General features: G+C 44.6%; 27 protein-coding genes. 14 read left to right on the top strand and 13 right to left on the bottom strand.

The features are described from left to right. Positions 1–3: 3 nt before the first annotated feature. The 8 genes from DW800_RS03020 to DW800_RS03055 all read left to right on the top strand — a co-directional run bounded on the left by DW800_RS03020 (position 4) and on the right by DW800_RS03055 (position 5,664). On the top strand, positions 4–306 hold the full coding sequence (locus tag DW800_RS03020; RefSeq protein WP_182423792.1) for a TraL conjugative transposon family protein: 303 nt from the start codon (positions 4–6) through the stop codon (positions 304–306). Beyond that, the gene (traM, locus tag DW800_RS03025) at positions 281–1,603 is read left to right on the top strand and encodes a conjugative transposon protein TraM (RefSeq protein ID WP_119957788.1); all 1,323 of its coding nucleotides are present in this window, start codon (positions 281–283) and stop codon (positions 1,601–1,603) included. The genes DW800_RS03020 and traM overlap by 26 nt, the downstream gene beginning before the upstream one ends. A gap of 63 nt (positions 1,604–1,666) precedes the next feature. Next, the gene (traN, locus tag DW800_RS03030) at positions 1,667–2,665 is read left to right on the top strand and encodes a conjugative transposon protein TraN (RefSeq protein WP_239473400.1); all 999 of its coding nucleotides are present in this window, start codon (positions 1,667–1,669) and stop codon (positions 2,663–2,665) included. Next, positions 2,662–3,219 (top strand): conjugal transfer protein TraO, encoded by a 558-nt coding sequence (locus DW800_RS03035; protein WP_119957789.1) that lies wholly within the window; start codon positions 2,662–2,664, stop codon positions 3,217–3,219. The genes traN and DW800_RS03035 overlap by 4 nt, the downstream gene beginning before the upstream one ends. Next, complete coding sequence (locus DW800_RS03040) at positions 3,219–4,148, top strand: toprim domain-containing protein (RefSeq protein ID WP_119957790.1); 930 nt, start codon at positions 3,219–3,221, stop codon at positions 4,146–4,148. The genes DW800_RS03035 and DW800_RS03040 overlap by 1 nt, the downstream gene beginning before the upstream one ends. Positions 4,149–4,153: 5 nt before the next feature. Beyond that, entirely contained in the window at positions 4,154–4,672 is a 519-nt protein-coding gene (locus DW800_RS03045) for a DUF3872 domain-containing protein (RefSeq protein ID WP_119957833.1), read from the top strand. Positions 4,673–4,679: 7 nt separating this feature from the next. Beyond that, the gene (locus DW800_RS03050) at positions 4,680–5,198 is read left to right on the top strand and encodes a glycoside hydrolase family protein (protein WP_119957791.1); all 519 of its coding nucleotides are present in this window, start codon (positions 4,680–4,682) and stop codon (positions 5,196–5,198) included. Positions 5,199–5,319: 121 nt separating this feature from the next. Next, on the top strand, positions 5,320–5,664 hold the full coding sequence (locus DW800_RS03055; protein ID WP_119957792.1) for a hypothetical protein: 345 nt from the start codon (positions 5,320–5,322) through the stop codon (positions 5,662–5,664). A 123-nt stretch (positions 5,665–5,787) separates the two neighbouring features. On the opposite strand, the gene DW800_RS03060 is transcribed toward DW800_RS03055, so the two are convergent. The 11 genes from DW800_RS03060 to DW800_RS03110 form a co-directional block, all read right to left on the bottom strand. Continuing rightward, positions 5,788–6,867, bottom strand: coding sequence for an LPO_1073/Vpar_1526 family protein (locus DW800_RS03060; RefSeq protein ID WP_119957793.1), 1,080 nt, complete (start codon positions 6,865–6,867; stop codon positions 5,788–5,790). Beyond that, entirely contained in the window at positions 6,851–7,036 is a 186-nt protein-coding gene (locus DW800_RS03065) for a hypothetical protein (protein WP_119957794.1), read from the bottom strand. The genes DW800_RS03060 and DW800_RS03065 overlap by 17 nt, the downstream gene beginning before the upstream one ends. Before the next feature lie 191 nt (positions 7,037–7,227). After that, a complete protein-coding gene (locus DW800_RS03070; RefSeq protein ID WP_005650230.1) occupies positions 7,228–7,533 on the bottom strand; it encodes a hypothetical protein in 306 nt (101 codons plus the stop codon). A gap of 52 nt (positions 7,534–7,585) precedes the next feature. Further along, on the bottom strand, positions 7,586–7,789 hold the full coding sequence (locus DW800_RS03075; protein ID WP_018709730.1) for a hypothetical protein: 204 nt from the start codon (positions 7,787–7,789) through the stop codon (positions 7,586–7,588). A gap of 55 nt (positions 7,790–7,844) precedes the next feature. Next, positions 7,845–8,084, bottom strand: coding sequence for a DUF6956 domain-containing protein (locus DW800_RS03080; RefSeq protein ID WP_005650234.1), 240 nt, complete (start codon positions 8,082–8,084; stop codon positions 7,845–7,847). Then, positions 8,081–8,302: a DUF3873 domain-containing protein gene (locus tag DW800_RS03085; RefSeq protein WP_072543831.1), complete on the bottom strand. Its 222-nt coding sequence runs from the start codon at positions 8,300–8,302 to the stop codon at positions 8,081–8,083. The genes DW800_RS03080 and DW800_RS03085 overlap by 4 nt, the downstream gene beginning before the upstream one ends. Before the next feature lie 12 nt (positions 8,303–8,314). Further along, positions 8,315–8,572, bottom strand: coding sequence for a hypothetical protein (locus DW800_RS03090; protein WP_022232584.1), 258 nt, complete (start codon positions 8,570–8,572; stop codon positions 8,315–8,317). A gap of 26 nt (positions 8,573–8,598) precedes the next feature. Beyond that, entirely contained in the window at positions 8,599–9,879 is a 1,281-nt protein-coding gene (locus tag DW800_RS03095; RefSeq protein ID WP_119957795.1) for a PcfJ domain-containing protein, read from the bottom strand. A gap of 1 nt (position 9,880) precedes the next feature. Next, positions 9,881–10,291: a PcfK-like family protein gene (locus DW800_RS03100; protein WP_119957796.1), complete on the bottom strand. Its 411-nt coding sequence runs from the start codon at positions 10,289–10,291 to the stop codon at positions 9,881–9,883. Between the two features lie 4 nt (positions 10,292–10,295). Next, positions 10,296–10,553: a DUF6926 domain-containing protein gene (locus DW800_RS03105; protein ID WP_005650248.1), complete on the bottom strand. Its 258-nt coding sequence runs from the start codon at positions 10,551–10,553 to the stop codon at positions 10,296–10,298. 18 nt (positions 10,554–10,571) lie between these two features. Further along, positions 10,572–10,793 (bottom strand): hypothetical protein, encoded by a 222-nt coding sequence (locus DW800_RS03110; RefSeq protein WP_005650250.1) that lies wholly within the window; start codon positions 10,791–10,793, stop codon positions 10,572–10,574. 30 nt (positions 10,794–10,823) lie between these two features. On the opposite strand from DW800_RS03110, the gene DW800_RS03115 reads away from it, so the two are divergent. The 4 genes from DW800_RS03115 (at position 10,824) to DW800_RS03130 (ending at position 13,860) form a co-directional block, all read left to right on the top strand. Further along, complete coding sequence (locus tag DW800_RS03115) at positions 10,824–11,120, top strand: hypothetical protein (RefSeq protein ID WP_119957797.1); 297 nt, start codon at positions 10,824–10,826, stop codon at positions 11,118–11,120. A gap of 178 nt (positions 11,121–11,298) precedes the next feature. Next, a complete protein-coding gene (locus DW800_RS03120; RefSeq protein ID WP_119957798.1) occupies positions 11,299–11,595 on the top strand; it encodes a hypothetical protein in 297 nt (98 codons plus the stop codon). A 697-nt stretch (positions 11,596–12,292) separates the two neighbouring features. Then, positions 12,293–13,168 (top strand): helix-turn-helix domain-containing protein, encoded by an 876-nt coding sequence (locus tag DW800_RS03125; protein ID WP_005831578.1) that lies wholly within the window; start codon positions 12,293–12,295, stop codon positions 13,166–13,168. Positions 13,169–13,209: 41 nt separating this feature from the next. Then, entirely contained in the window at positions 13,210–13,860 is a 651-nt protein-coding gene (locus DW800_RS03130) for a helix-turn-helix domain-containing protein (RefSeq protein WP_227224495.1), read from the top strand. Positions 13,861–13,879: 19 nt separating this feature from the next. On the opposite strand, the gene DW800_RS03135 is transcribed toward DW800_RS03130, so the two are convergent. Next, complete coding sequence (locus DW800_RS03135) at positions 13,880–15,793, bottom strand: LruC domain-containing protein (protein ID WP_117703179.1); 1,914 nt, start codon at positions 15,791–15,793, stop codon at positions 13,880–13,882. Between the two features lie 306 nt (positions 15,794–16,099). Between DW800_RS03135 and DW800_RS03140 the strand changes: the two genes are divergently transcribed. Both DW800_RS03140 and DW800_RS03145 read left to right on the top strand, forming a co-directional pair. Next, positions 16,100–17,101: a beta-ketoacyl-ACP synthase III gene (locus tag DW800_RS03140; RefSeq protein ID WP_117703178.1), complete on the top strand. Its 1,002-nt coding sequence runs from the start codon at positions 16,100–16,102 to the stop codon at positions 17,099–17,101. A gap of 141 nt (positions 17,102–17,242) precedes the next feature. Next, a complete protein-coding gene (locus DW800_RS03145; protein ID WP_005832480.1) occupies positions 17,243–18,745 on the top strand; it encodes a glutamine synthetase family protein in 1,503 nt (500 codons plus the stop codon). Positions 18,746–18,806: 61 nt separating this feature from the next. On the opposite strand, the gene DW800_RS03150 is transcribed toward DW800_RS03145, so the two are convergent. Further along, positions 18,807–20,501, bottom strand: coding sequence for a B12-binding domain-containing radical SAM protein (locus tag DW800_RS03150; protein WP_117703177.1), 1,695 nt, complete (start codon positions 20,499–20,501; stop codon positions 18,807–18,809). Positions 20,502–20,688: the final 187 nt, after the last annotated feature.

Below are 20,688 nucleotides of genomic sequence, written 5' to 3' on the forward strand. Positions count from 1 at the left end.
CGTATGGGAAAGATGAATATTCTGACGGGAAAATGCGCTGCCGTTCTCAGGGAAAAACTGCACAGGAGACTGGACGCACTGTCGCCGAAGGCAAGGCTGGCGACGGTGGCAGTGATGTCCGCCGTCTTTGCCGCAGGCTGTTTGTACATGACCGCCACCGCCATTGCCGGCTTCGGGAAAGGAAACGGGACGATGGAGATACGGCACATGAAGAAACCGGAACTGCCGCAAAAAGCGGATTTGCAGGAAGCGTATGAACATTATCATAAAAACAGGATGTATGGAAAAGGAACAGAAAAGGAATGAGACAAAAGAGAAAAGACCGCTGACAGAGGAACAGCGCCAGCGGAGAAAGAAGATGCTGGTCTATCCGCTGATGGTGCTGACCTTTCTGGGGTGCATGTGGCTCATCTTCGCCCCCTCGCAGAAGGACGGCGGAAAGGAACGGCAGGGACTGGGATTCAACACGGACATGCCCCTGCCGGAAAACTCCGGAATCATCGGCGACAAGGCGAAGGCATACGAACAGCAGCAGCTGGAGAACAGGAAGAAGGAACGCCGGGGCATGGTGGGCGACCTGTCCGCATTCTGGGACGACAAGACGGAAGGAACGGACACGGCAGACGGAACGGACGACTGCCGTCTGGCACAACCGGAGACATCGCCGAAGACGGGCGGAAGCGGAATACAGACAGGCATCCGCTCCTCGGCTGCCGCCAACGAGCGGCTGAACACCTCGCTGGGTACGTTCTACGAGCCGCCGAAGGAGGATGCCGAGAAGAAGGAGCTCAGGCAGCGCATCGACGAACTGGAACGCATGGTCATGGAACAGGAGAAACAGCCCGCAAGGATGGAGGAACAGGTCGCCCTGCTGGAGAAGTCGTACGAGCTGGCAGCGAAGTACCAGAACGGAGGAAACAATGCCGGGCAGACCGCACGGACCGATGGGACGGAAATGACGGAAAGCAATGCCGGCGAAAAGAAAATGAAGGCTGAACCAGTGAGCGGCGTGCGCCCGTCAACGGTGTCCGCCCTGCCGCAGCCCCTGACAGATTCCGCCTTTATAGCGGACTACGGGGGCGAAAGGAACTACGGGTTCCACACTGCCATCGGCAGTACGGAGGCACCGGAAAAGAACACCATAGCAGCCTGCGTGCAGGGCGACCAGACGGTAACGGACGGACAGACGGTAAGGCTGCGGCTGCTGGAGCCGATGCGGGTGTCTGGACGGACAATACCAAGGAACACGACCCTTGTGGGTACGGCACGCCTGCAGGGTGAGCGTCTGGAGATAGGCATCGGCTCGCTGGAGCATGAGGGAACCATCGTAGGTGTGGAACTGGCGGTGTACGACAGCGACGGACAGGCGGGCATCTTTGTGCCCGGCTCGATGGAAACGGACGCGGCAAAGGAAATCGGGGCGAACATGGGCAGTTCGCTCGGCAGCAGCATCAACATCTCGACCGATGCGGGGGCGCAGCTCGCCTCCGATCTGGGAAAGGGAGTGATACAGGGAGTCTCGCAGTATATATCGAAGAGGATGCGCACGGTAAGGATGCATCTGAAATCGGGATACAGGGTACTGCTGTATCAGGAAAAATAGACAGCAAGAGACGAAAGGAAAAAGAACATTCAAATTTTATCAACCACTAAATCCAACGTAAAAATGAGTATCAGAAAAGTAATGATGATGTTTGCCCTTATGACGGGCATTGTCTGTGCAGGACACGCACAGGAAGTGAAAAACGACAGCACCGCCACCACGAAGGCGGAGGAGCTGAAACTGGTAAAGGACGTCTATCCGCAGACAGAGGAGAACGGCGACCTGTATCACGGACTGACCAGGAAACTGATGTTTGACCGCATGATACCGCCGCACGGTCTGGAGGTCACGTATGACAAGACGGTGCATATCCTGTTTCCCTCGGCAGTGCGCTATGTGGACTTGGGTTCTCCCAACCTTATAGCGGGCAAGGCTGACGGTGCGGAGAACGTCATCCGCGTGAAGGCGACGGTAAGGAACTTCCGCACGGAGACGAACATGAGCGTCATCACGGAGGACGGGTCCTATTATTCGTTCAACGTGAAATACGCCGACGAACCGCTGCTGCTCAATGTGGAGATGAAGGACTTCATCCATGACGGCAGCACGGTGAACCGCCCGAACAACGCGCAGGAAATCTATCTGAAGGAACTTGGAAGCGAAAGCCCCATGCTGGTGCATCTCATCATGAAGTCGCTGCACAAGGAGAACAAGCGCAAGGTGAAGCACATCGGCTGCAAGCGTTTCGGCATCCAGTATCTGCTGAAAGGGATATATGTCCACAACGACCTGCTGTACCTGCACACGGAGATAAAGAACCAGAGCAACGTGCCGTTTGACGTGGACTACATCACGTTCAAGATTGTGGACAAGAAGGTGGCGAAACGAACCGCCATCCAGGAACAGGTGCTGTTTCCGCTCCGCGCGTACAACTATGCGGTGCGTGTGGCCGGGAAAAAGTCCGAGCGCACGGTGTTCTGCCTGCAGAAGTTCACCATCCCCGACGGCAAGCAGCTGGTGGTGGAAATGAATGAGAAGAACGGCGGGCGTCACCAGACGTTCACCGTGGAGAACGAAGACCTGGTACAGGCTGAAACCATCAACGAACTGCGTGTACGATGAAAGGCAAGGCGGTGTTTTTAGCAATGCTTCTGTCCGTCCTTTTTATGGGACGGGCGGAAGCCCAGCGATGCCTGCCGAAGATGCGGAGCATTGAGATGAAAGCCGGGATGACCGGGGCGGACGGCTACTGGCTGGGAGCCGCACTGTCAAGCTATGCAAGGGGCGGCAACAAATGGGTGTACGGGGCGGAATACCTGCAGACCAATCATCCGTACAGGAGCGTGAATGTTCCCGTGGCACAGTTCACGGCGGAGGGCGGTTTCTACTACAATTTCCTGTCGGATGTGAAAAAGACGGTGTTCTTCTATGCGGGGGCGTCAGCCCTTGCCGGATACGAGACGGTAAACTGGGGAGAAAGAACGCTGTATGACGGGGCAAGGCTGAACAACAGGGACGGCTTCGTCTATGGCTGCGCCGCCACACTGGACATGGAGCTGTATCTTGCGGACTTCATCGCACTGACGGCTTCGGTAAGGGAGCGTTTCCTATGGGGCGGCAGTACGGGCGTGTGCCGCACGGAGTACGGGATAGGTATAAAGTTCATCATCAACTGATGTATGAGCCTACGGAAACGGAAATAGACAGAATGAAGAGGATACCGATTGAGGAGTTCCTCGCACGGCTGGGCCATTCGCCCGTGCAGCGCAGGACAAACGCGCTGTGGTACAAGGCTCCGTACAGGGAGGAACGCACGGCGTCGTTCAAGGTGAACATGGAGCGAAACCTGTGGTATGACTACGGACTGGGCAAGGGCGGCAATATCTTCGCCCTTGCCGGGGAGTTCATCCATTGCGAGGATTTCCTCTCGCAGGTAAGGTATGTGGCGGAAGTGGCGGGTATGCCGCTGCCGGAAAAGAAGGTGTACCACCCATGCGAAGTGAGGCGGCCGGTAGAGCCGTCCTTCGAGAACGTGGAGCTGATGCCGCTCCAGAACCGGGCGCTGCTCTGCTACATGCAGGAAAGGGGCATATCGTCGGGGGTGGCCATCGGCGGATGCAGGGAGATACACTACACCACACACGGGAAGCGGTATTTTGCCGTGGCATTCGGTAACGGAGGGGGCGGCTATGAGATACGCAACCGCTTCTTCAAGGGATGCCTGCCGCCCAAGGATGTGACACTGCTGGCTTACGGTTCGGCAAGCTGCAACCTGTATGAGGGGTTCATGGACTATCTGTCGGCACGTGTGCTTGGAATTGGAAACGGTGAAGACCACCTCGTGCTGAACTCGGTGTCGAACCTGACGAAGGCATACAGGCATCTGGACGGTTACGGGAAGCTGCAATGTCACTTTGACAATGATGAAGCCGGACGGAGGACGCTGGAAGCCCTGCGTACACGGTACGGCGGAAAGGTGACGGACTGCTCCGGACTGTACGGCGGCTGCAAGGACCTGAACGACTATCTGCAAAAGACGCTTGCCGAAAGGCAGACATGGCGGGAAAACGAAAAGAAAGGAAAAAACAACGGAATAAAATTATAATGATTATGGACATGAACAGACTTAAAGATGGAATAAGAGAAAAGGTAAATACAGTAAAAATGCTGGCAGTCTTCTGCGCCGGACTGCTTTCTATCGGCATGACGGCCTGCGATGATGGGCTGGACGTGACGCAGGCTTATCCGTTTACGGTGGAAACGATGCCCGTACCGAAGGAGCTGGCAAAGGGTGAAACGGCGGAAATCCGCTGCGAACTGGTACGTGAGGGCGAGTTTGACGGGGCGGTCTATACCATCCGATATTTCCAGTTTGACGGCGAAGGTACGCTGAAGCTCGACAACGGGCTGGTGTTCCAGCCCAACGACCGTTACCTGCTGGAGAACGAGAAGTTCCGCCTGTACTACACATCGGAGTGTGACGAGTCACAGAGCCTGACCATTACGGTGGAGGATAATTTCGGGAACTCTTTTGAATGGGAAACGGACTTCAACAACGATTCGGATGCGGAAGAGGCTCCCTCCGGAAACGATACGCTGAATACGGTGAAAGGAGGTGTCTATCAGTAAGGGGGTAATGAAAAGGCTGCTTGCCCCGGCGGTGCTGGCGGTTGCATTTTCCGCCAGCCTGCCGGCGCAGAATACGGGTACGGTTGGGACACCCGCCTCGTTCAAAGATGAAGCGAAGGCCGGGTTAGCCGTCGAGCTGATTAAGAAATACGAGGGACTCCATGACCGTTCTGATTATCCGTACTACGGTTACGGACATTGTAAACTTCCGGGAGAGGAACTGTCCTATGATATGACGGAGGCGGAAGCGGAAAAACTGCTGATAAGGGATTTGGAGAAGCGTTACAGGTTGTTCAGCAAGTATGGGAAAGATGCCCTGATCCTGACCGTACTCAGCTACAATGTGGGTCACGGAACTCTGCTCGGATATGGGAAACACCCGAAAAGCCGTCTGCTGAAAAAGCTGGAAGCCGGTGACAGGGACATCTATAAGGAGTATATATCCTACTGCCACTACAAGGGGCGGAAAATCCGCTCGATAGAGCGGCGACGGAAAATGGAGTTTTTGCTGCTGTATGAGAAGTAACGCAAAGGGAGAGCTTCACACGAATGGTGGAGTCTCCCTTTGTCATTTTCCGGAAAGGTTTTGCTTTGCTCCGGGAAAAGACCTAATTTTGTATCACTTTTTTTGAAACTGAAAAACAATCATGGAAAATTATATGGCAAAAGCAGCGGATGCCTTTCTGACAGGGCGTCCGTATGGCATACGTCTTGACTTCAAACACAAGGGCTTCGCTCTTTTCAACTACAACATGAACGAGCTTGGCAACCATCTTCCCGGCAGACTGGAAACGCTTCCGCTGGAGGATTTTGACGTGGAGGATATTCCACTGTGCGGAGAGCGTATTGTCCGAAAGGAAAACATAACGGATATCTTTTTCTACGACGAGAAGAGCAACCCGTATTCGGACAACCGTGTGGATATGAAGAAACTGAAAGCATACAACAAATATATCTATCCGCTTTCACTTACTCTGAACCGTAATTTGTAAGCTGTGAAAAGAAAAAGACTTCTGTCTGTGGAAGTCTTTAGACAGTGTAATGGTTTCTTTGCTTTCTTTGTTTGCCATTGTGCTTATTGATTCCCCAATAGGTGAATTACTCATTGTTCTACTCTAAGCGTAGAACAATGACATTGGTATAGACATTTCGCATATTTTTGTCAATTGCCTGATTCCGATATACACTCCAACAGGGTTTAATTGGAAAGTTGTTATTTGATTATTTCTGAAAACGTCAAATGCATATTGCCATCGAGCATCTTTTTGAATATGATAGTTACGAACTTCATCTTCTGTAAATGGAATTGCTTTATTTTTCAAATCTTCAAACAGAGGGATTAACTGGTCTTTATTTGCTTTATTGAATGCTTCTGTTACAGTCTTAGTGTTTGTGACATTAAAAGACACATATTGCCCTTCAATAGAAAACAACCCCATTATATATGGTAAATTAGTTAGCTGAGAAACATTCATTAGTTGTGGATACTTCTGAAAAATTTCATTTAATTCATTCAATGAAATGTTATGTCTAAAAAATAAATCATAATCAGAAAGTAGATATTTTTCAAGTGGTTCTACAACGTGAAATGCCGATATTCCATAGCCACATCCGACTTGCTTTAGGTGGGCTATGTCTAATGAACTGATATTTTTCAATCTTTCCACTAACGGAGCCAACTTCAATAACAAGTCACCATATTGTTTTTTATTGTATGGGAATATCAGTTTACTAAAAACCATTATTGCCAATAATGAAACTGTATTGGAAGATAGTTTGGGTACTATGTTTCTCGCCTCATCTATTATAGATTGCTCTGTTGTTCTTTCTTGTACTTTCAAGCGTTCGATTAGTAAATCTATAAGATTTTCACCTAATTCTTCATTGCCGGATGCGATGTAATTTTTAAATGTCTCATTTAATGCCATCTGAATTGCAGGTTCTTTGAAATGATGTAATAAATCTTCCTTTAATGAAGTTATTCGGTCTATCGTCTTTTCTGATATGTCAGATAATCTTTTCTCGGCCTCGACCCTTGCATCCTGAGTATAAACAGCCAACTCTGCTTTTACTACATATTTGCAGATTTCCATAGCAGTTTCAACTGTAATGCCATTAAAGTTAATGTCACCTTTTGCTTGTACTATGGTGGATTGATTAACACTCTCTATTTTCTGATCATTTCCGAAATTCATTGTTATTGCCGTTTACCTGATTTATAGTGCTATTATGAACATTTTTAATTGTCTGCTTATTACTTTTTCCACCTTTTTTAATCAGGTAGAAAATACCACTAATAATACCTCCGGCAATAGCAACAAGAAGAGGAGTTATCCATACTGAGTTATCTTTCAAAAAATCCATAAAATATATTTTTAGTTTATATTATAAATATACAAACAGCGTGCCCAAAATCTAACGACGCAAAAATATGTCATAATGTCATATTTTTTATTTTATACAACATCGTAGATTGGAACAGCGGTTTCTTTGCTACTTTCTTTGTCCGCCTTCTGCTCACCGAAAGAAAGTAGGGCGGCTCTCGCCGCCTCTGCCTAAAGTCGGGTGTAAAGTCCCGTTACATCTGTGAAAATCTGCTGGAGCATATCAAAGTACACTCCCTCGTATTTGGCTATCTCCTTGACCTTGATGTCCGCATACTTCGTCAGTGTCTGACGATAGAAATACATGGTGTATGTATCCGTGTCTTCATCCAATATGATTTTCAGTCTGTTGGCTGACGTCTTGTTTCTTGCAAGGCTCATTTGTAGTCCGTTGCCCAAATTGATATAGTTACGGCTTCCCGTCATGACGGTAAATCCATGACCGCCCAACTGCTGTAAGATTGTATTCGCTATCATCTGTATATGAATTTAAGTTATTGTCAATGGGTGGCTTTTGCCACCCGATTTTTTATACGTTCATGCTTTGCCTTATATGTTCCAATGTGCGCTCGGCAATGGGGCGTGTTTCCTCCGTCCAAAGGTCATAGTCATGTACGGATATTCCCACACTCTGCAAGTCACGGATATAGCCGGACACATAATCTCCCGTAGGGAGGTAAACGAACTGCATCCATGTGTCCCTGCTGTCTGTCAATATAAAATAGTATTTCATGCTCTTTCTGGGTTATCTGTTTTGGGTGCGGGCGGTATTGTGTACCGCCACACCTTTAGTATTCTTTCATTTCGGCAATGGGGGTATATTTTCTGAGCCATTCCACCACATGCACCATGTTGTATTCGGAAGTGATGACTGCCGTATGTTCGTTTATCGGGGTCATTCTTGTGCTTTCGTAGCTTTCTATCCACTCCTTTAGTGTTGCCACATCACAAGTATCGGTACACATCATATCCAAAATTCTAATAGGGTCGCTGAATGTCACAATCAATGTATCATAGTATGCTGTCATAATCTGTCCTCCTTTCCTTTTATCCATTCGTCACGCAGGTGTCTGCACTCCTCCAATGTCGGTCTCACGCAAGAGAAAAGTTCTCCGTCCGTGTGTCGGTAGTCATATTGGAAAAGGGTTGTTCTTTTCCGTCTGATAGTCGTTTGGTACTTTTCGTACTTCTCAGTACCTGCCGTCTGGCAGGTACTCACTCCGTTGATGGTCATTCTTGTTGTCATGGTAGTCATTTATTAAAATTCAACAATCAGTAGTCGGTTCTCCATTACCTTTTCGGGGTCGGTTATCATCCTTTGGGCTACCCAAAGGTGATGCGCTCCGAAGCCGTAGGCGAACAGCCTTCCGAAGTTCTCGTTTTCTGAAAGTTTCGCCATTGAATTGCGGATTTCCTTTTCGCTGAAACTCAAGGACAAGGTGTTTATCAGACTGACAAAGATGTCGGTAACTTTCTCGTCCCATAATATCAGTATGTTTTCTATCTTTATTTCCATATCATGTATATTTTGAAGTCTATAAATCAAGCACTCATCCGCTTGCGGATAAGTTCGGCATTGCTCTCTACAAGGCTGATGATGCGGTCGTGGTATTCGGTATTGGAATTGCATACACCTCTGCTCTGTACCACCTTGAATGTTGTCAGTGAAACCTCCACCGTTTCAATGCGTTTGCCGTCAATGGTTGCGGATAGGATAAGGGAGTCTGTCCTCTTGTGATAGCTTCCCACACAATGGTGCATCAGTTTTCCTTCAAGTTGCATTTCCGCTACACTCTCAATGACCTTTACAAGAATAAGGTTGTCGGTAAACACAAGTCCGAAAAACTTGCCTTTGGACTTCAGATAATTCTTTTCGTCCTTGACCAACTGCTCCCTGCGTTGCTCCGCTCTTTCCCTTTCAATCTGTTCTTCACGTTTTCTGACAAGTCGGTCATGTGCCTTTTTCAAGTCTGTCGGACAAACATATTTTGGGCAGTGGGTGTCTTTCCCGAAATGTCGGAGCAGTCTTACAAGGTCACACCACATGGAGGCATCTGCAATATGATAGCCGTTTCGGATACAGATTTTTATGGAGTTCCAATATTCATGCAAATTGACATTTGAAATGACGGCATATCTGAACATTTCTGTCTGTCCCGCTTTAAGCAATGTTTCCTTTTTGCTGTCCGTCAGAATGGCGGTAAAAAATTCGTATGGGGTCAGTTCGTGGAATGCTCCCTTGAAGCCGTTTCGCCTTAATTCGGGAATGATGCGCATTGCCGGATAAGTCTTGTATGCGTCTATGTTGTATGCTTTCAGCATCTTGTTGCTGCGCAAATCCATATCGCTCCATTCAGTCCAAAGGTCATAGTACATCGTGTGCATGGCTCTCAGTCGGGCAATAACTTCGGTCTTTCCGTTTGGGGCAATCCACCATTGCACCACCTCCCGAATGGAATACTCTGCCTTCTGTCCCACCTTGTATGTTGCTCCTACCATAAAGTAGCGCAACACTTGATAGCCTTTTCGGGTCGTAATGATTTCATAATATGCGCTGTCCCTGAAAACTCTCTTTCGGGTATCAAGCATTTCAAGTCCCTTTCCGCAATGGGGACAGCTACAGCCACATATAGTTTCCGCAAGAGTGTGTCCGCCTTTCCAACGATGTCCACATTCCGAACAAGTGATAGTTCCGCCTTTTGTGCGGTAGGCATGATGCTTGAAGCAATGTTCAAAAGCGTATGCTTTCTGCTTGTCTGTCAGTTCGGGCAGTCCGCTTGACAAACGGACTACCTCTTTCTGTATGCGTGTTCTCGGTTTCATATCAAAAATCAAATAATGAGGGTTGGACTTGTGTTTCTTTTTTCGCTGTCGGCTTGTTGCGGTTCTGTAGCTTTTGGAGTTCCATATGCTGATATTGGGCAACCGCCTTTCTCCTTGCTTCCTGCTTTTCCTCTTCTGTCAGTTCCACCACATGGTTTACAACTACTTGACATTGTATAGGCTTGCCTACTTCAATCTCGTTTTCATCGTAATAGTGAATGGCTTGTCCGTATATCTCTCCGTCTGAAAAGCCGTTGCAACCGCTTTTCTGCACATAGTTCAGAATGTATGTGACACAATCGTCTATGTTCTTGGCTGGGTTGCGGTAGCTTTTGGCGAATAGTTCATCTTCCGCTGCTCTCTGCTCCAAAAACATCTGTATGGTTCGTTTGAAATGGTCTGTTCCTTTCATAATCTCAAATTTTAGTCGGGTTGTCGTTCAAATAAAGTATCTCGCAATCTTCCACTTCTGTGGGAAGTCCGAAAAGGGGGTAATGGGTGAAATAAGGCTGTGCGTTCCCTTCTTCATCTGTGAGGGGTGAAACATCTTGTACTTGCCATTGCTTCATCCATCTGTCTATTGTCTGAACTTCATCGTCTGTGAGTGCGGTTGCATCGCCATTGATGATGTAGGCTAAACTCCATGTGGGTATCTTTTCCGTTGTCCTGTTCATATCCGTTCCTTTATGTGGTCAGACAATCTCTTGTAAAATCTCCGTGTGGTATTGTGGAGGACATTCCACCAAAAGAAAACCGATAAAGTCCTTTCTCGCTTCCTTGTTGAGTTCGTGGTATAGCCTTCTTAGGGTTGAATGGTTGCCGTTGATGTAGGTTTCCACCATATACTCAAAGATGTTGTCCACCTCGTAAAATCTGCATTGCTGCGCTGCTGTCTTGCTGTATCGTCTTGCCATATCTTTATTTGTTAAATAGTTAATAACCAAATGAAAAAGCCGATTGCCGCCATTACTGAAAATAGGGAGATTAGTATGCCGAACATGATGCTCAACATGCCGAATAGGATTTCTCCTATGATACCTACTACCAAACTGCCAGCACAAAAGGCTATGTTTGATGTTGTCGTTACTACTGCGGATAATGCTTTCCACAATACCTTTCCGATGTCACTCAATATCATTCTCATATTTTCCGATTTTAGATTGTTGATTACCTTGTTCGGATTTGGAGTGGGCGGTTTCTTTTTCTTTTCGCCTCTCTGTATGTCCGATGTTTTCTTGTGACGTCTTCCGACCGCATTGGTCGTTTTCGTTTCGGGGGCTTCTCAAAGGTTAGGGAGTAGGATTAGCAAATTTTTTAGACAAAATACTACCCCTGAAAGGGCGTGGAGATTTTTCGACAAAAAATTTGAGTTCCTAATCCCGTCTTTACCTTTGCCCCATGCAACGAAAATGACACCTGATGCCGTCCTGGATGGCGGCATGGAAACAGAGGCATACGCATAGAGAGGCGGAAAGGAAAAGGGACAGATGTATTGGCGTGCAGCTCCATGTGGATGGATTAAGGGCGGTGTTACAAATAAGGGGAAAGTTGGCTTTCCGACCGCCGTGTGGAAGTCCTGTAACCGTCATTGTCATGCGTGCATGGCTTGCGGTTACTGGTGTTCCTCCGGTGGTACATTGTAGTAAAACGGGATTGTCTGCCGTTGCTTTGTCTGCAATGGAAGGCAAACTGGTTTTACGACACGGGACATTGTAGCCGAAAATGGTCACAAGAACAGATCCACGCTTGGCGTGTCCTGTAGAAGTGGCATTTTCGGCTACTTGTATATGGATGAAATAATGACTGTAAGAACGGTTTTACCGTTTTAGTACAAGCATATAAAAGAAGTGCCCACGGCGATGGCAGTGTCATTTATGACATTGTGGTCGCTGTGGGCTTTTCTTTTGCTTGTACTGTTTCTGAAATCGGCTTTTGCGCATCAGGCAGAAGTGGCTTTCAGAAGGGATTATAGAACGATGTAAAAAACATAAAAAAGAGACTACAATTTGGAATTATAAACAGGAAAATGTACCTTTGTAATGTAATGATAAAGCTTAGACAAGCGAAAGTCTATGAGTGACACAAAAAGACAGTTTTCAGTTACTAAATCGTTACACTTGAAAAATTGAACTGAATTAAAATGTTGATTCATAAGGATTTTGGAGAGAAAGGTTCATAATCCTGTCTCTCCGCTGAACTAACTGGATAATGAATAGGTAAGTCTCATAAATTCAACGATTTGTGGGACTTTTTTTATTCCATTATCTCTGCCCTATCGGATATTATTTAGCCCTTTATAGAATAAGAATTTATACTTTAGTTTTGACTGAACTTCAGTATATATGTGCAATTTTAGAACAAATAATCTAAAAATGATTTTCTTTTGTAACTTAGCATAATATTTAAAACAAATATGGTAAAAGCTACAAAAGATAATAGGCCTTTTTCAAGTGGTGTGTTTGATTTAGAGGAGTTCAATATTTATACAAAGGTAATTGATTTGCCTCTTGACGGGATTCCGACATATCTAGAAGAAGGGATAAATGGAGTTTGTACCGGAGGCTCTGCTCTTTTTAATGTGTTTTCTAATAAACGCAGGGTTGTGAAGAATGATTTGATAACTATTTTTCCTTATCAGTTGGCAAGTATAACCGAAATCAGTACAGACTTTGCCGTTATTTTCTTTAAAGTACCAAAGAAATTGTTTATGGATACCATTAATGGGCTGGGTAGGCTTACACTTGACTATTTTTTCTATATGAGGAAATATTATAGCTCTCCGCTCAGTGAAGAAGAGTATAAGCGCTTTGTTCATTTCTGTCATATATTGTCATGCCGTGTAGATTTATCTTGTGCCTTTCTTAGGAGGGAATCGGTGATGTATTTATTGAGGGTTTATTATTGGGACTTGTATGTGGGCTATAAGAGTAACCCCAAGGCTATGGCTTCCGTGAAGTTTGTACGTAAAGAGAAGCAGGTTTTTGAATTCTTTTATTTGGTTATAGAGTATCATACTATAAGTCGTGATGTGGCATTTTATGCAGATAAGATGTGTATCTCACCTAAATATCTGACAATGTTAATAACAGATAATACTGGTCGTTCGGCTAAAGAGTGGATTGTGGAATATACCATACTTGAGATAAAAGTCTTATTGAAAGACTCCAATCTTGAAATAAAGGAAGTGGTTTCACGAACTAATTTTCAATCGAATTCTACGATGACACGTTTTTTTCGTAAGCATACAGGCACTACTCCGTCAGAATACCGTGAGAGAATGTTTGTCTGATATTTGGATAATTTGTACTTATACCAAAAGGCAAGAAAGATATGAAAGAATATCTTAAAATAATAGATGAAATAATCGCTCTTGTGGGGTTACATTTAATTCCCAAATTTGTTAATCTATATCAAGGCCAGGTTGACATAAGATGTGAGGAAAATGATACTGGAGTCTTAATTAATATTATTGTGTCTTTACCAGATAAAAATGAACTGCAGGCTTTGCAAAATCAAGTTGGTATGGACTCACTACAAGCCAAACAGATCTTAGAAGGAATATTAAAATTGGAGAAAATGGATTCATGCAAACCATTGGAAAACAGACAACTGGAATTGAAACGAATTTGGCTTAACAAGCTTGTTTCAGTGTTGGAAGAGCATATGGAAAATACAGAGTTTAATGTTGCTATGCTCTGTCAACTGTTGGGAATGAATCGAAAACTGTTGTATCGAAAGATTAAACAGTTGACGGGGGTTACTCCAGTAAGCCTTATTCGGCGTGTTAGGATGATAAGAGCCGCTACACTTTTATTACAAGGCAGATTCACTGTATCGGAAGTAATGTATATGGTAGGCTATTCCAATCCTTCTTATTTTTCCAGGTGTTTCATGGCAGAATATAATATTTCTCCAAGTCGATATGCAATAATTCAAAAAAAACAGGTGGAGCGTCCGAATAAGGGGGCACTCCACACATGATTCATTGTCTTTTGTTCTGTTATTTTTTATACCAATCCTTACAGTCATTTCCCATTGATTTTGCCCATGTAGCAAAACCGGGATATTGGCTGTCAATTCTGTTCCTTTCTGTTACCGGGGTAAACCCTAGCATCGGTATATCGATAGCAAATGGATATGCTCCTTTACGGTCGATATAGTAAGCATCATCATTGCTGCCAATCAATGACTGATTGGCATAAGCTGTAGCTTTGTGTTTGGGCAGATGAACTTCTGTGCGATTCCGCTTTCCTTGTGAATATTTTACGATGATGTATGGATTATAGGACAATAGCTGATTCTTTAGGAAAGAACCGTTGAATTCTCTGGTGACTACATATTTATTACCTATATTCTGTTTGGCATTGGACATTACGATAATGGACGAAGTCTCTTTTTCCAATATTGCACCTTCCGGCAAAGTGATTTTATCGCCAATTTGTGCTGCATCTATCTGATAGGCAAATGCGTTAACATATGTAGCGCCATCATGTACCGGAGTGAATTCGTCAACGATCTTCGTTACTATATTCTTTTTGTCGAAATAGACTTTGCGTTCGTATTCTACAATTACGTCATTCATGTCATAATCGCCACCGGAAGGCCAAATATCTTCGAATGCCAGTGTGCCGGTAACATTTTCATCTTCATCGGGTTTTGGTTCTTCTTTATCACCTTCATCGGGAATAGACGGCCTTTCAGGATCGTCAATAGAACTTCCCGGAGTAGCATCTACATAAAATAAAAGGTCACAGTAGCTTTGATTTACACCATCTTCTGCTCCAAGAATCGTCTTGCCGCTTTTGGGGTCTTTAACAGAGACAAAGGCTGGCATGTTGTTTTTGGGATTGGAAGTGCGAAGATTTGAATCGTATGGATTATATAAATCAGGCAATTTAAGATAATCTTCTAAATTATTTCCATAACCGTTCTTAAAACCGTCGGCATAAAGAAACCAGCCTACTGTATATCCTGCTGGGAATGTATCATGGGCTTGGCCGTCTTCATCGAAGTAAAGCAGACGAACTTTATTTCCGGATTCTAAAATCAATATTTGGCCGCCATACCAGTCAAAAGACACATTGGGGAATATAATGTATTTCCTCACTTGGTCTACATCGACGGACGTTCCGGTTTTATAAAAATAATATCCGAAAGTATTATTATAACTTGCACTTCGATTGAGAAAAATGAGATTTAATGCGGTGTTGTCCTCCTTTATCGAAATATTAATAGTTTTTCCATTACCAAGTAATTTTGAATTGTCTTGTCCGCCTTTATTGAAGAATGTTTTCATCCGGTCTGCCAAATCCAAAACACTTTCATCACCAATATTTTTTTCCTTTGTCATATATTGGCTGTCCAGCTGACCTCCTTCTCCCCAATAGCACAGTGAGTATAGATTTTGGGATTTGTTTACTAAATAAGGTACATCAGACGAAGCGCGAGTGACAGACTTTGTTTTAGGATTTGATTTTGCCGACATGTCAAAAATGACAGCATTGTCTTTAATTTCAAGTTCTATGCATCCCGGCAATCCCCATGTCGCAGTATATAAATAAACTTTATTAAGATAGGTAGGAAGCTGCATTTTTCCCTCATACTTACCGCTGTTGTCGGTATAGGTTTTGAACAAGGCTTCTATACCCTCTTTCTTTATCGGCGTACCTTCCACTGTTTCCATCGGATTTTCACCGTAAATTTCTATCAAAGGAGTAAACCCGTAAATGTCATAGTTGACAGAAAGCCGGACATCACTGCGCATCTCAAAGCCGAAATATTTATCCGGGTCAGGAAGAGGTTCTTTTTTACGATTCGGGTCGTATACGTCTTTCTCCATACAACCTGTCATAAGGCCTGAAAGTGCAAGCACTAAAATGAAAGTCCCAATACTAATTAAGCGGTTTTGTTTCATAAGATATAAAAATGTTATGTTAATTTTATTTGTATGTATTTTTGATTAGTTACTAGCTCTTTAAATGCCCGATACATTTTATTATGCAAATTTAGTCTGTATTGCTCAAACTCATTGATACAAAATTGACAAAAGAATGATAGAAAAAGGACAGTTGATTTTTTTTGTATATCCATGTGATAGTTTGTCGGGAGTGTCTTTTTGTTCTTCCTTTATTGGATTTTACCCTCTTTTCAGTATATTTGCGCTCGGCGTTTTAAGAATATTATCTTTGAGCCGATTCCAATACTAAACTAGCTAGAATTAATGGAGAAAATAAATGCAGTAATTACGGGAGTGGGAGGGTATGTTCCTGACTATATTCTGACCAATGAAGAAATATCCAAAATGGTAGATACGACAGATGAGTGGATAATGGGGCGTATCGGTATAAAGGAAAGACGTATCTTGCACGAAGAAGGATTGGGGACTTCGTATATGGCCCGTAAAGCTGTAAAACAATTAATGCAACGTACAAAATCTAATCCTGATGATATTGATTTGGTGATTGTGGCCACTACAACGGCCGATTATCATTTTCCTTCAACAGCATCCATATTATGTGAGAGAGTAAAGCTTAAGAATGCTTTTGCTTTTGATATGCAGGCTGTTTGTAGTGGCTTTTTGTATGCATTGGAAACTGGAGCCAATTTTATCCGTTCGGGAAAATACAAGAAGGTCATTGTAGTAGGGGCTGATAAAATGTCGTCGGTGATTGATTATACCGATCGTGCCACTTGTCCGATTTTTGGTGACGGTGCTGCCGCTTTCATGCTGGAACCCACCCGGGAAGGTATGGGAGTAATGGATGCCGTATTGAGAACAGACGGGAAAGGTCTGCCCTTTTTACATATCAAAGCGGGAGGCTCCGTATGTGCTCCATCTTACTATACACTGGACAATCGGATGCATTATATTTATCAAGAAGGACGTACAGTCTTTAAATATGCTGTGGCCAATATGGCGGATGCTTGTGAGGCGGTCATGGAGAGGAATCACTTGGCGAAGGAGGACATTGACTGGGTGATTCCCCATCAGGCAAACATGCGTATAATTACTGCTGTTTCGCAACGCTTGGGAGTATCTCCTGAAAAGGTAATGGTCAATATAGAACGGTATGGAAATACAAGTGCCGGCACGCTTCCATTGTGTGTATGGGATTTCGAGGATAAGCTGAAAAAGGGGGATAAACTGATTTTTACAGCATTCGGAGCAGGATTTGCTTGGGGGGCTATTTACGTGAAGTGGGGATACGACGGAAAAGGTTGAGGCTCTCTGATAAGATTTAGGTTGTTTGTTTTTTTTCTGATACAACTTTTAGTATCTTTGCGAAACAGCAGTTTTTTATTGTGACAGAAAATTGCATGTGTTTTGTTAACCATATAGAAAACTAAAAACAATCAGCGTATTATGAACCAGGAATTATCCATGAGCCCCAATCTATTGGTGGCTGCCCTTCAAAAACCGGCTTCCGAATTTACGAAAGCAGACATTGTTTCCTATATAAAGGAGAACGACATTCGTATGGTGAACTTCATGTATCCTGCGGCAGACGGGAGACTGAAGACACTGAACTTTGTCATCAATAATGAAGCATACCTTGATGCCATACTTACATGTGGTGAACGCGTAGATGGTTCCAGCTTGTTTCCGTTTATAGAGGCCGGTAGCAGTGATTTGTATGTAGTGCCGCGTTTCCGGACCGCTTTTATAGACCCTTTTTCTGAATTGCCCACACTGTCAATGCTCTGTTCTTATTTCAATAAGGATGGTGAACCGCTGGAAAGTTCTCCGGAATATACCCTGCGTAAGGCATGTCAGGCATTCACTACGGTTACGGGGATGGAATTTCAGGCTATGGGAGAATTGGAATATTATGTCATTTCTGAAAATGACGGATTGTTCCCGGCTACCGACCAGCGTGGTTATCACGAATCGGCCCCTTATGCCAAGTTCAATGATTTCCGTACGGAATGTATGTCATATATTGCGCAGGCAGGCGGACAGATAAAGTATGGGCATTCTGAAGTCGGTAATTTTACGCTGGACGATAAGATTTATGAGCAGAATGAAATAGAGTTCCTGCCGGTGCGTGCCGAGGAGGCTGCTGACCAACTGGTGATAGCAAAATGGGTTATTCGTAATCTGGCTAGCCAGTATGGATATAACATTACTTTTGCACCGAAAATCACGGCAGGAAAAGCCGGTTCCGGATTGCATATACATATGCGTATCATGAAGGACGGGCAGAACCAGATGCTGAAAGATGGGGCACTTTCTGAAACAGCCCGTAAGGCCATTGCGGGCATGATGAAGCTGGCTTCTTCCATTACGGCTTTCGGTAATACAAATCCTACTTCCTATTTTCGTCTGGTTCCTCATCAGGAAGCACCGACCAACATTTGCTGGGGCGACCGCAACCGTTCGGTATTGGTACGCGTTCCGTTGGGCTGGTCGGCAAAAACGGATATGTGCATGTTGGCAAATCCGTTGGAGACCCCAAGTCATTATGATACTACACAGAAACAGACGGTGGAAATGCGTTCGCCTGACGGTTCGGCCGATTTGTATCAATTGATTGCCGGACTTGCTGTAGCTTGCCGTTATGGATTTGAGATAGACGATGCTTTAGGAATTGCAGAAAAAACATATGTCAATGTAAATATCCACAAGAAAGAAAATGAAGATAAGTTGAAACAACTGGAACAGCTTCCTGACAGTTGTGCCGCTTCTGCCGATTGTTTGGAAAGACAGCGTGCTGTCTTTGAGCAATATCATGTGTTCAGTCCTGCAATGGTTGATGGGGTTATTTCCAAACTGCGTTCTTACGAGGATAGAACCTTGCGTGCAGAGATACAAGACAGTCCGGAGGAGATGCTGAAACTGGTCGAGAAGTATTTCCACTGCGGATAGGAGAAGAAATGAGGGCATAACTCGCCGCAGGTTACACAGATTGCTATAGAATTTCTGATAATCAAGAACTTTTATTTGTGTTAATCTGCGGTGATTGTGTATTTTGACACCTCTCCATTATTCCTTTGGCTTTGAATACTGGTTCTGCTTTTTGTATTTCCGATTCGAAGCCGAACCAATAACCATTTTGGGTATTGTCGTCAATGGGTAGAAAACATAAGCGGAGGCTTTCTTTGTAGTTTCCATAGATGACTTCCCAATATTCCGGTGGCATCTGGCGCTTGGTCTTGACTTTCTCTGCTGGTTTTTTCTTTAATGACATGCCTGCCTCTATCCAGGCAATGGTGACCATGATTTTATAGGCCGGATAATGCATACTGCAGAATTCATAGAGTACGAGGCCTCGCTTTTCCAGGCTCATGGGCTGGTCTATAAGATTTTTATCGATTAAAAATTCCAGAAAGCGACGTAGGAAGTCGTTGTCGTCCAGAATCAGCTTGCGGGTGATGGCTTGCCAAGCAGTTGTGTTATAGAATCCATCCAGAAGACGTGACAGTTGCCGGGCTGTTTGAAGCTCGTTGACACTGATTTCATTTGTTTGAAGCACTTCATAAGGGGGGAGAGGAGAATATCGGATGCCTAGTTCTTCCGCTCTTCTTCTCATTTCTGTGCCGGGAAGTAACTTCAGGGATTCAAGCTGTATCTCGCCGGCATTGTATCCGGCAAGTGTACGCACATCTTCAAATATTTCGGATAGGTGGTATAGAGGCAAGCCGGCAATGAGGTCGGCGTGTGTTTCCATATTGGGTAGGGAACATAGGAAACGAAGACCTTGCAGTGAGTCCTCCAGGCTTCCCATCCGACGGCTTTTCTGGAGGACCGGTTCGCGCAGGCTTTGAATACCGGCCTCGAGATGGAGCAATCCTTTAGGTAGCTTTTTCAATTCATTTTTCAGCTCTTCGGATAATAGTGCAGGGTGTATTTCTAAGTGAAAGCATATGTCCGGGTTGAATTCCAGGAAAAGTTGCAGTAATTCTTTAGCACGGCGCGGATTATAATTAAAGGTCCGGTCGAGGACGCGTACGTTTTTTATTCCATGACTGTGGATAATTTGAAGGCGTTCACGGATACTTTCAATGGACAGTGTGCGCACCGGTTTTTCTTCACCGCTGACGCAGAATGCGCATGTGTTGAAACAGCCTCGGGTAGTCTCCAGTTGTACGAATGGTTTGCTCCAGTTGAAAAAACAGCTGTTTTCCGGTGGTACGAGCCGTGAAAAGTTAAGTACACGGGCTATGCCGTTGTCTATATATTGCTTTTGAGGATTCATATAGCAGAGTCCCGGAATACTGTTCCACTTTTCCGGCTGGTTCCAGCAAGACAGCCATTGGGGGAATGCTTCTTCTCCCTCTCCCCTGAATACACAGTCGATGAAAGGGTTTTTATGCAGAAAGTCTTCATTGTTTCCTAAGAATTCAGGTCCACCCAAGATGAAGTAGCTATTGGGAAGCAATGCTTTTAATCTCGCTGTGATGTGCAACAGTTGTTCGTGGTTGAACAACCATGTCGTTGCGGCAATGATGTCGGGTTGGTGCCGGTATATTTCGTCGACAATCATTCCTACGTTTTCATTGATGGTGGCAGATACGATTTCCCATTTTACGGAATTGTTCTTTGCTATTTGTGCGTGCAGTGCAGGGAGTGCCAACGAAGAGTGTGCATACGAGCTATTGAGGTCTATCCAGAGAATTTTCATATTTGATTGAATTTCATCTTTGCAAAGATAACTGATTTTGCTTTTCGTATAAACAAAAAGGGTTATATTTGCATGTCGGAAATCGAAAATAGTAGAGTTATTGGTATAGAATGTTTTTTGAAAGATGAAATATTCTTTTTGTATTCTTATTTCTATAAGGTGATAACGGGTTGTCTTATCACTGGCT

The sequence above is a fragment of the Bacteroides sp. AM32-11AC genome (assembly GCF_003603515.1).
Taxonomy (GTDB): domain Bacteria; phylum Bacteroidota; class Bacteroidia; order Bacteroidales; family Bacteroidaceae; genus Bacteroides; species Bacteroides uniformis.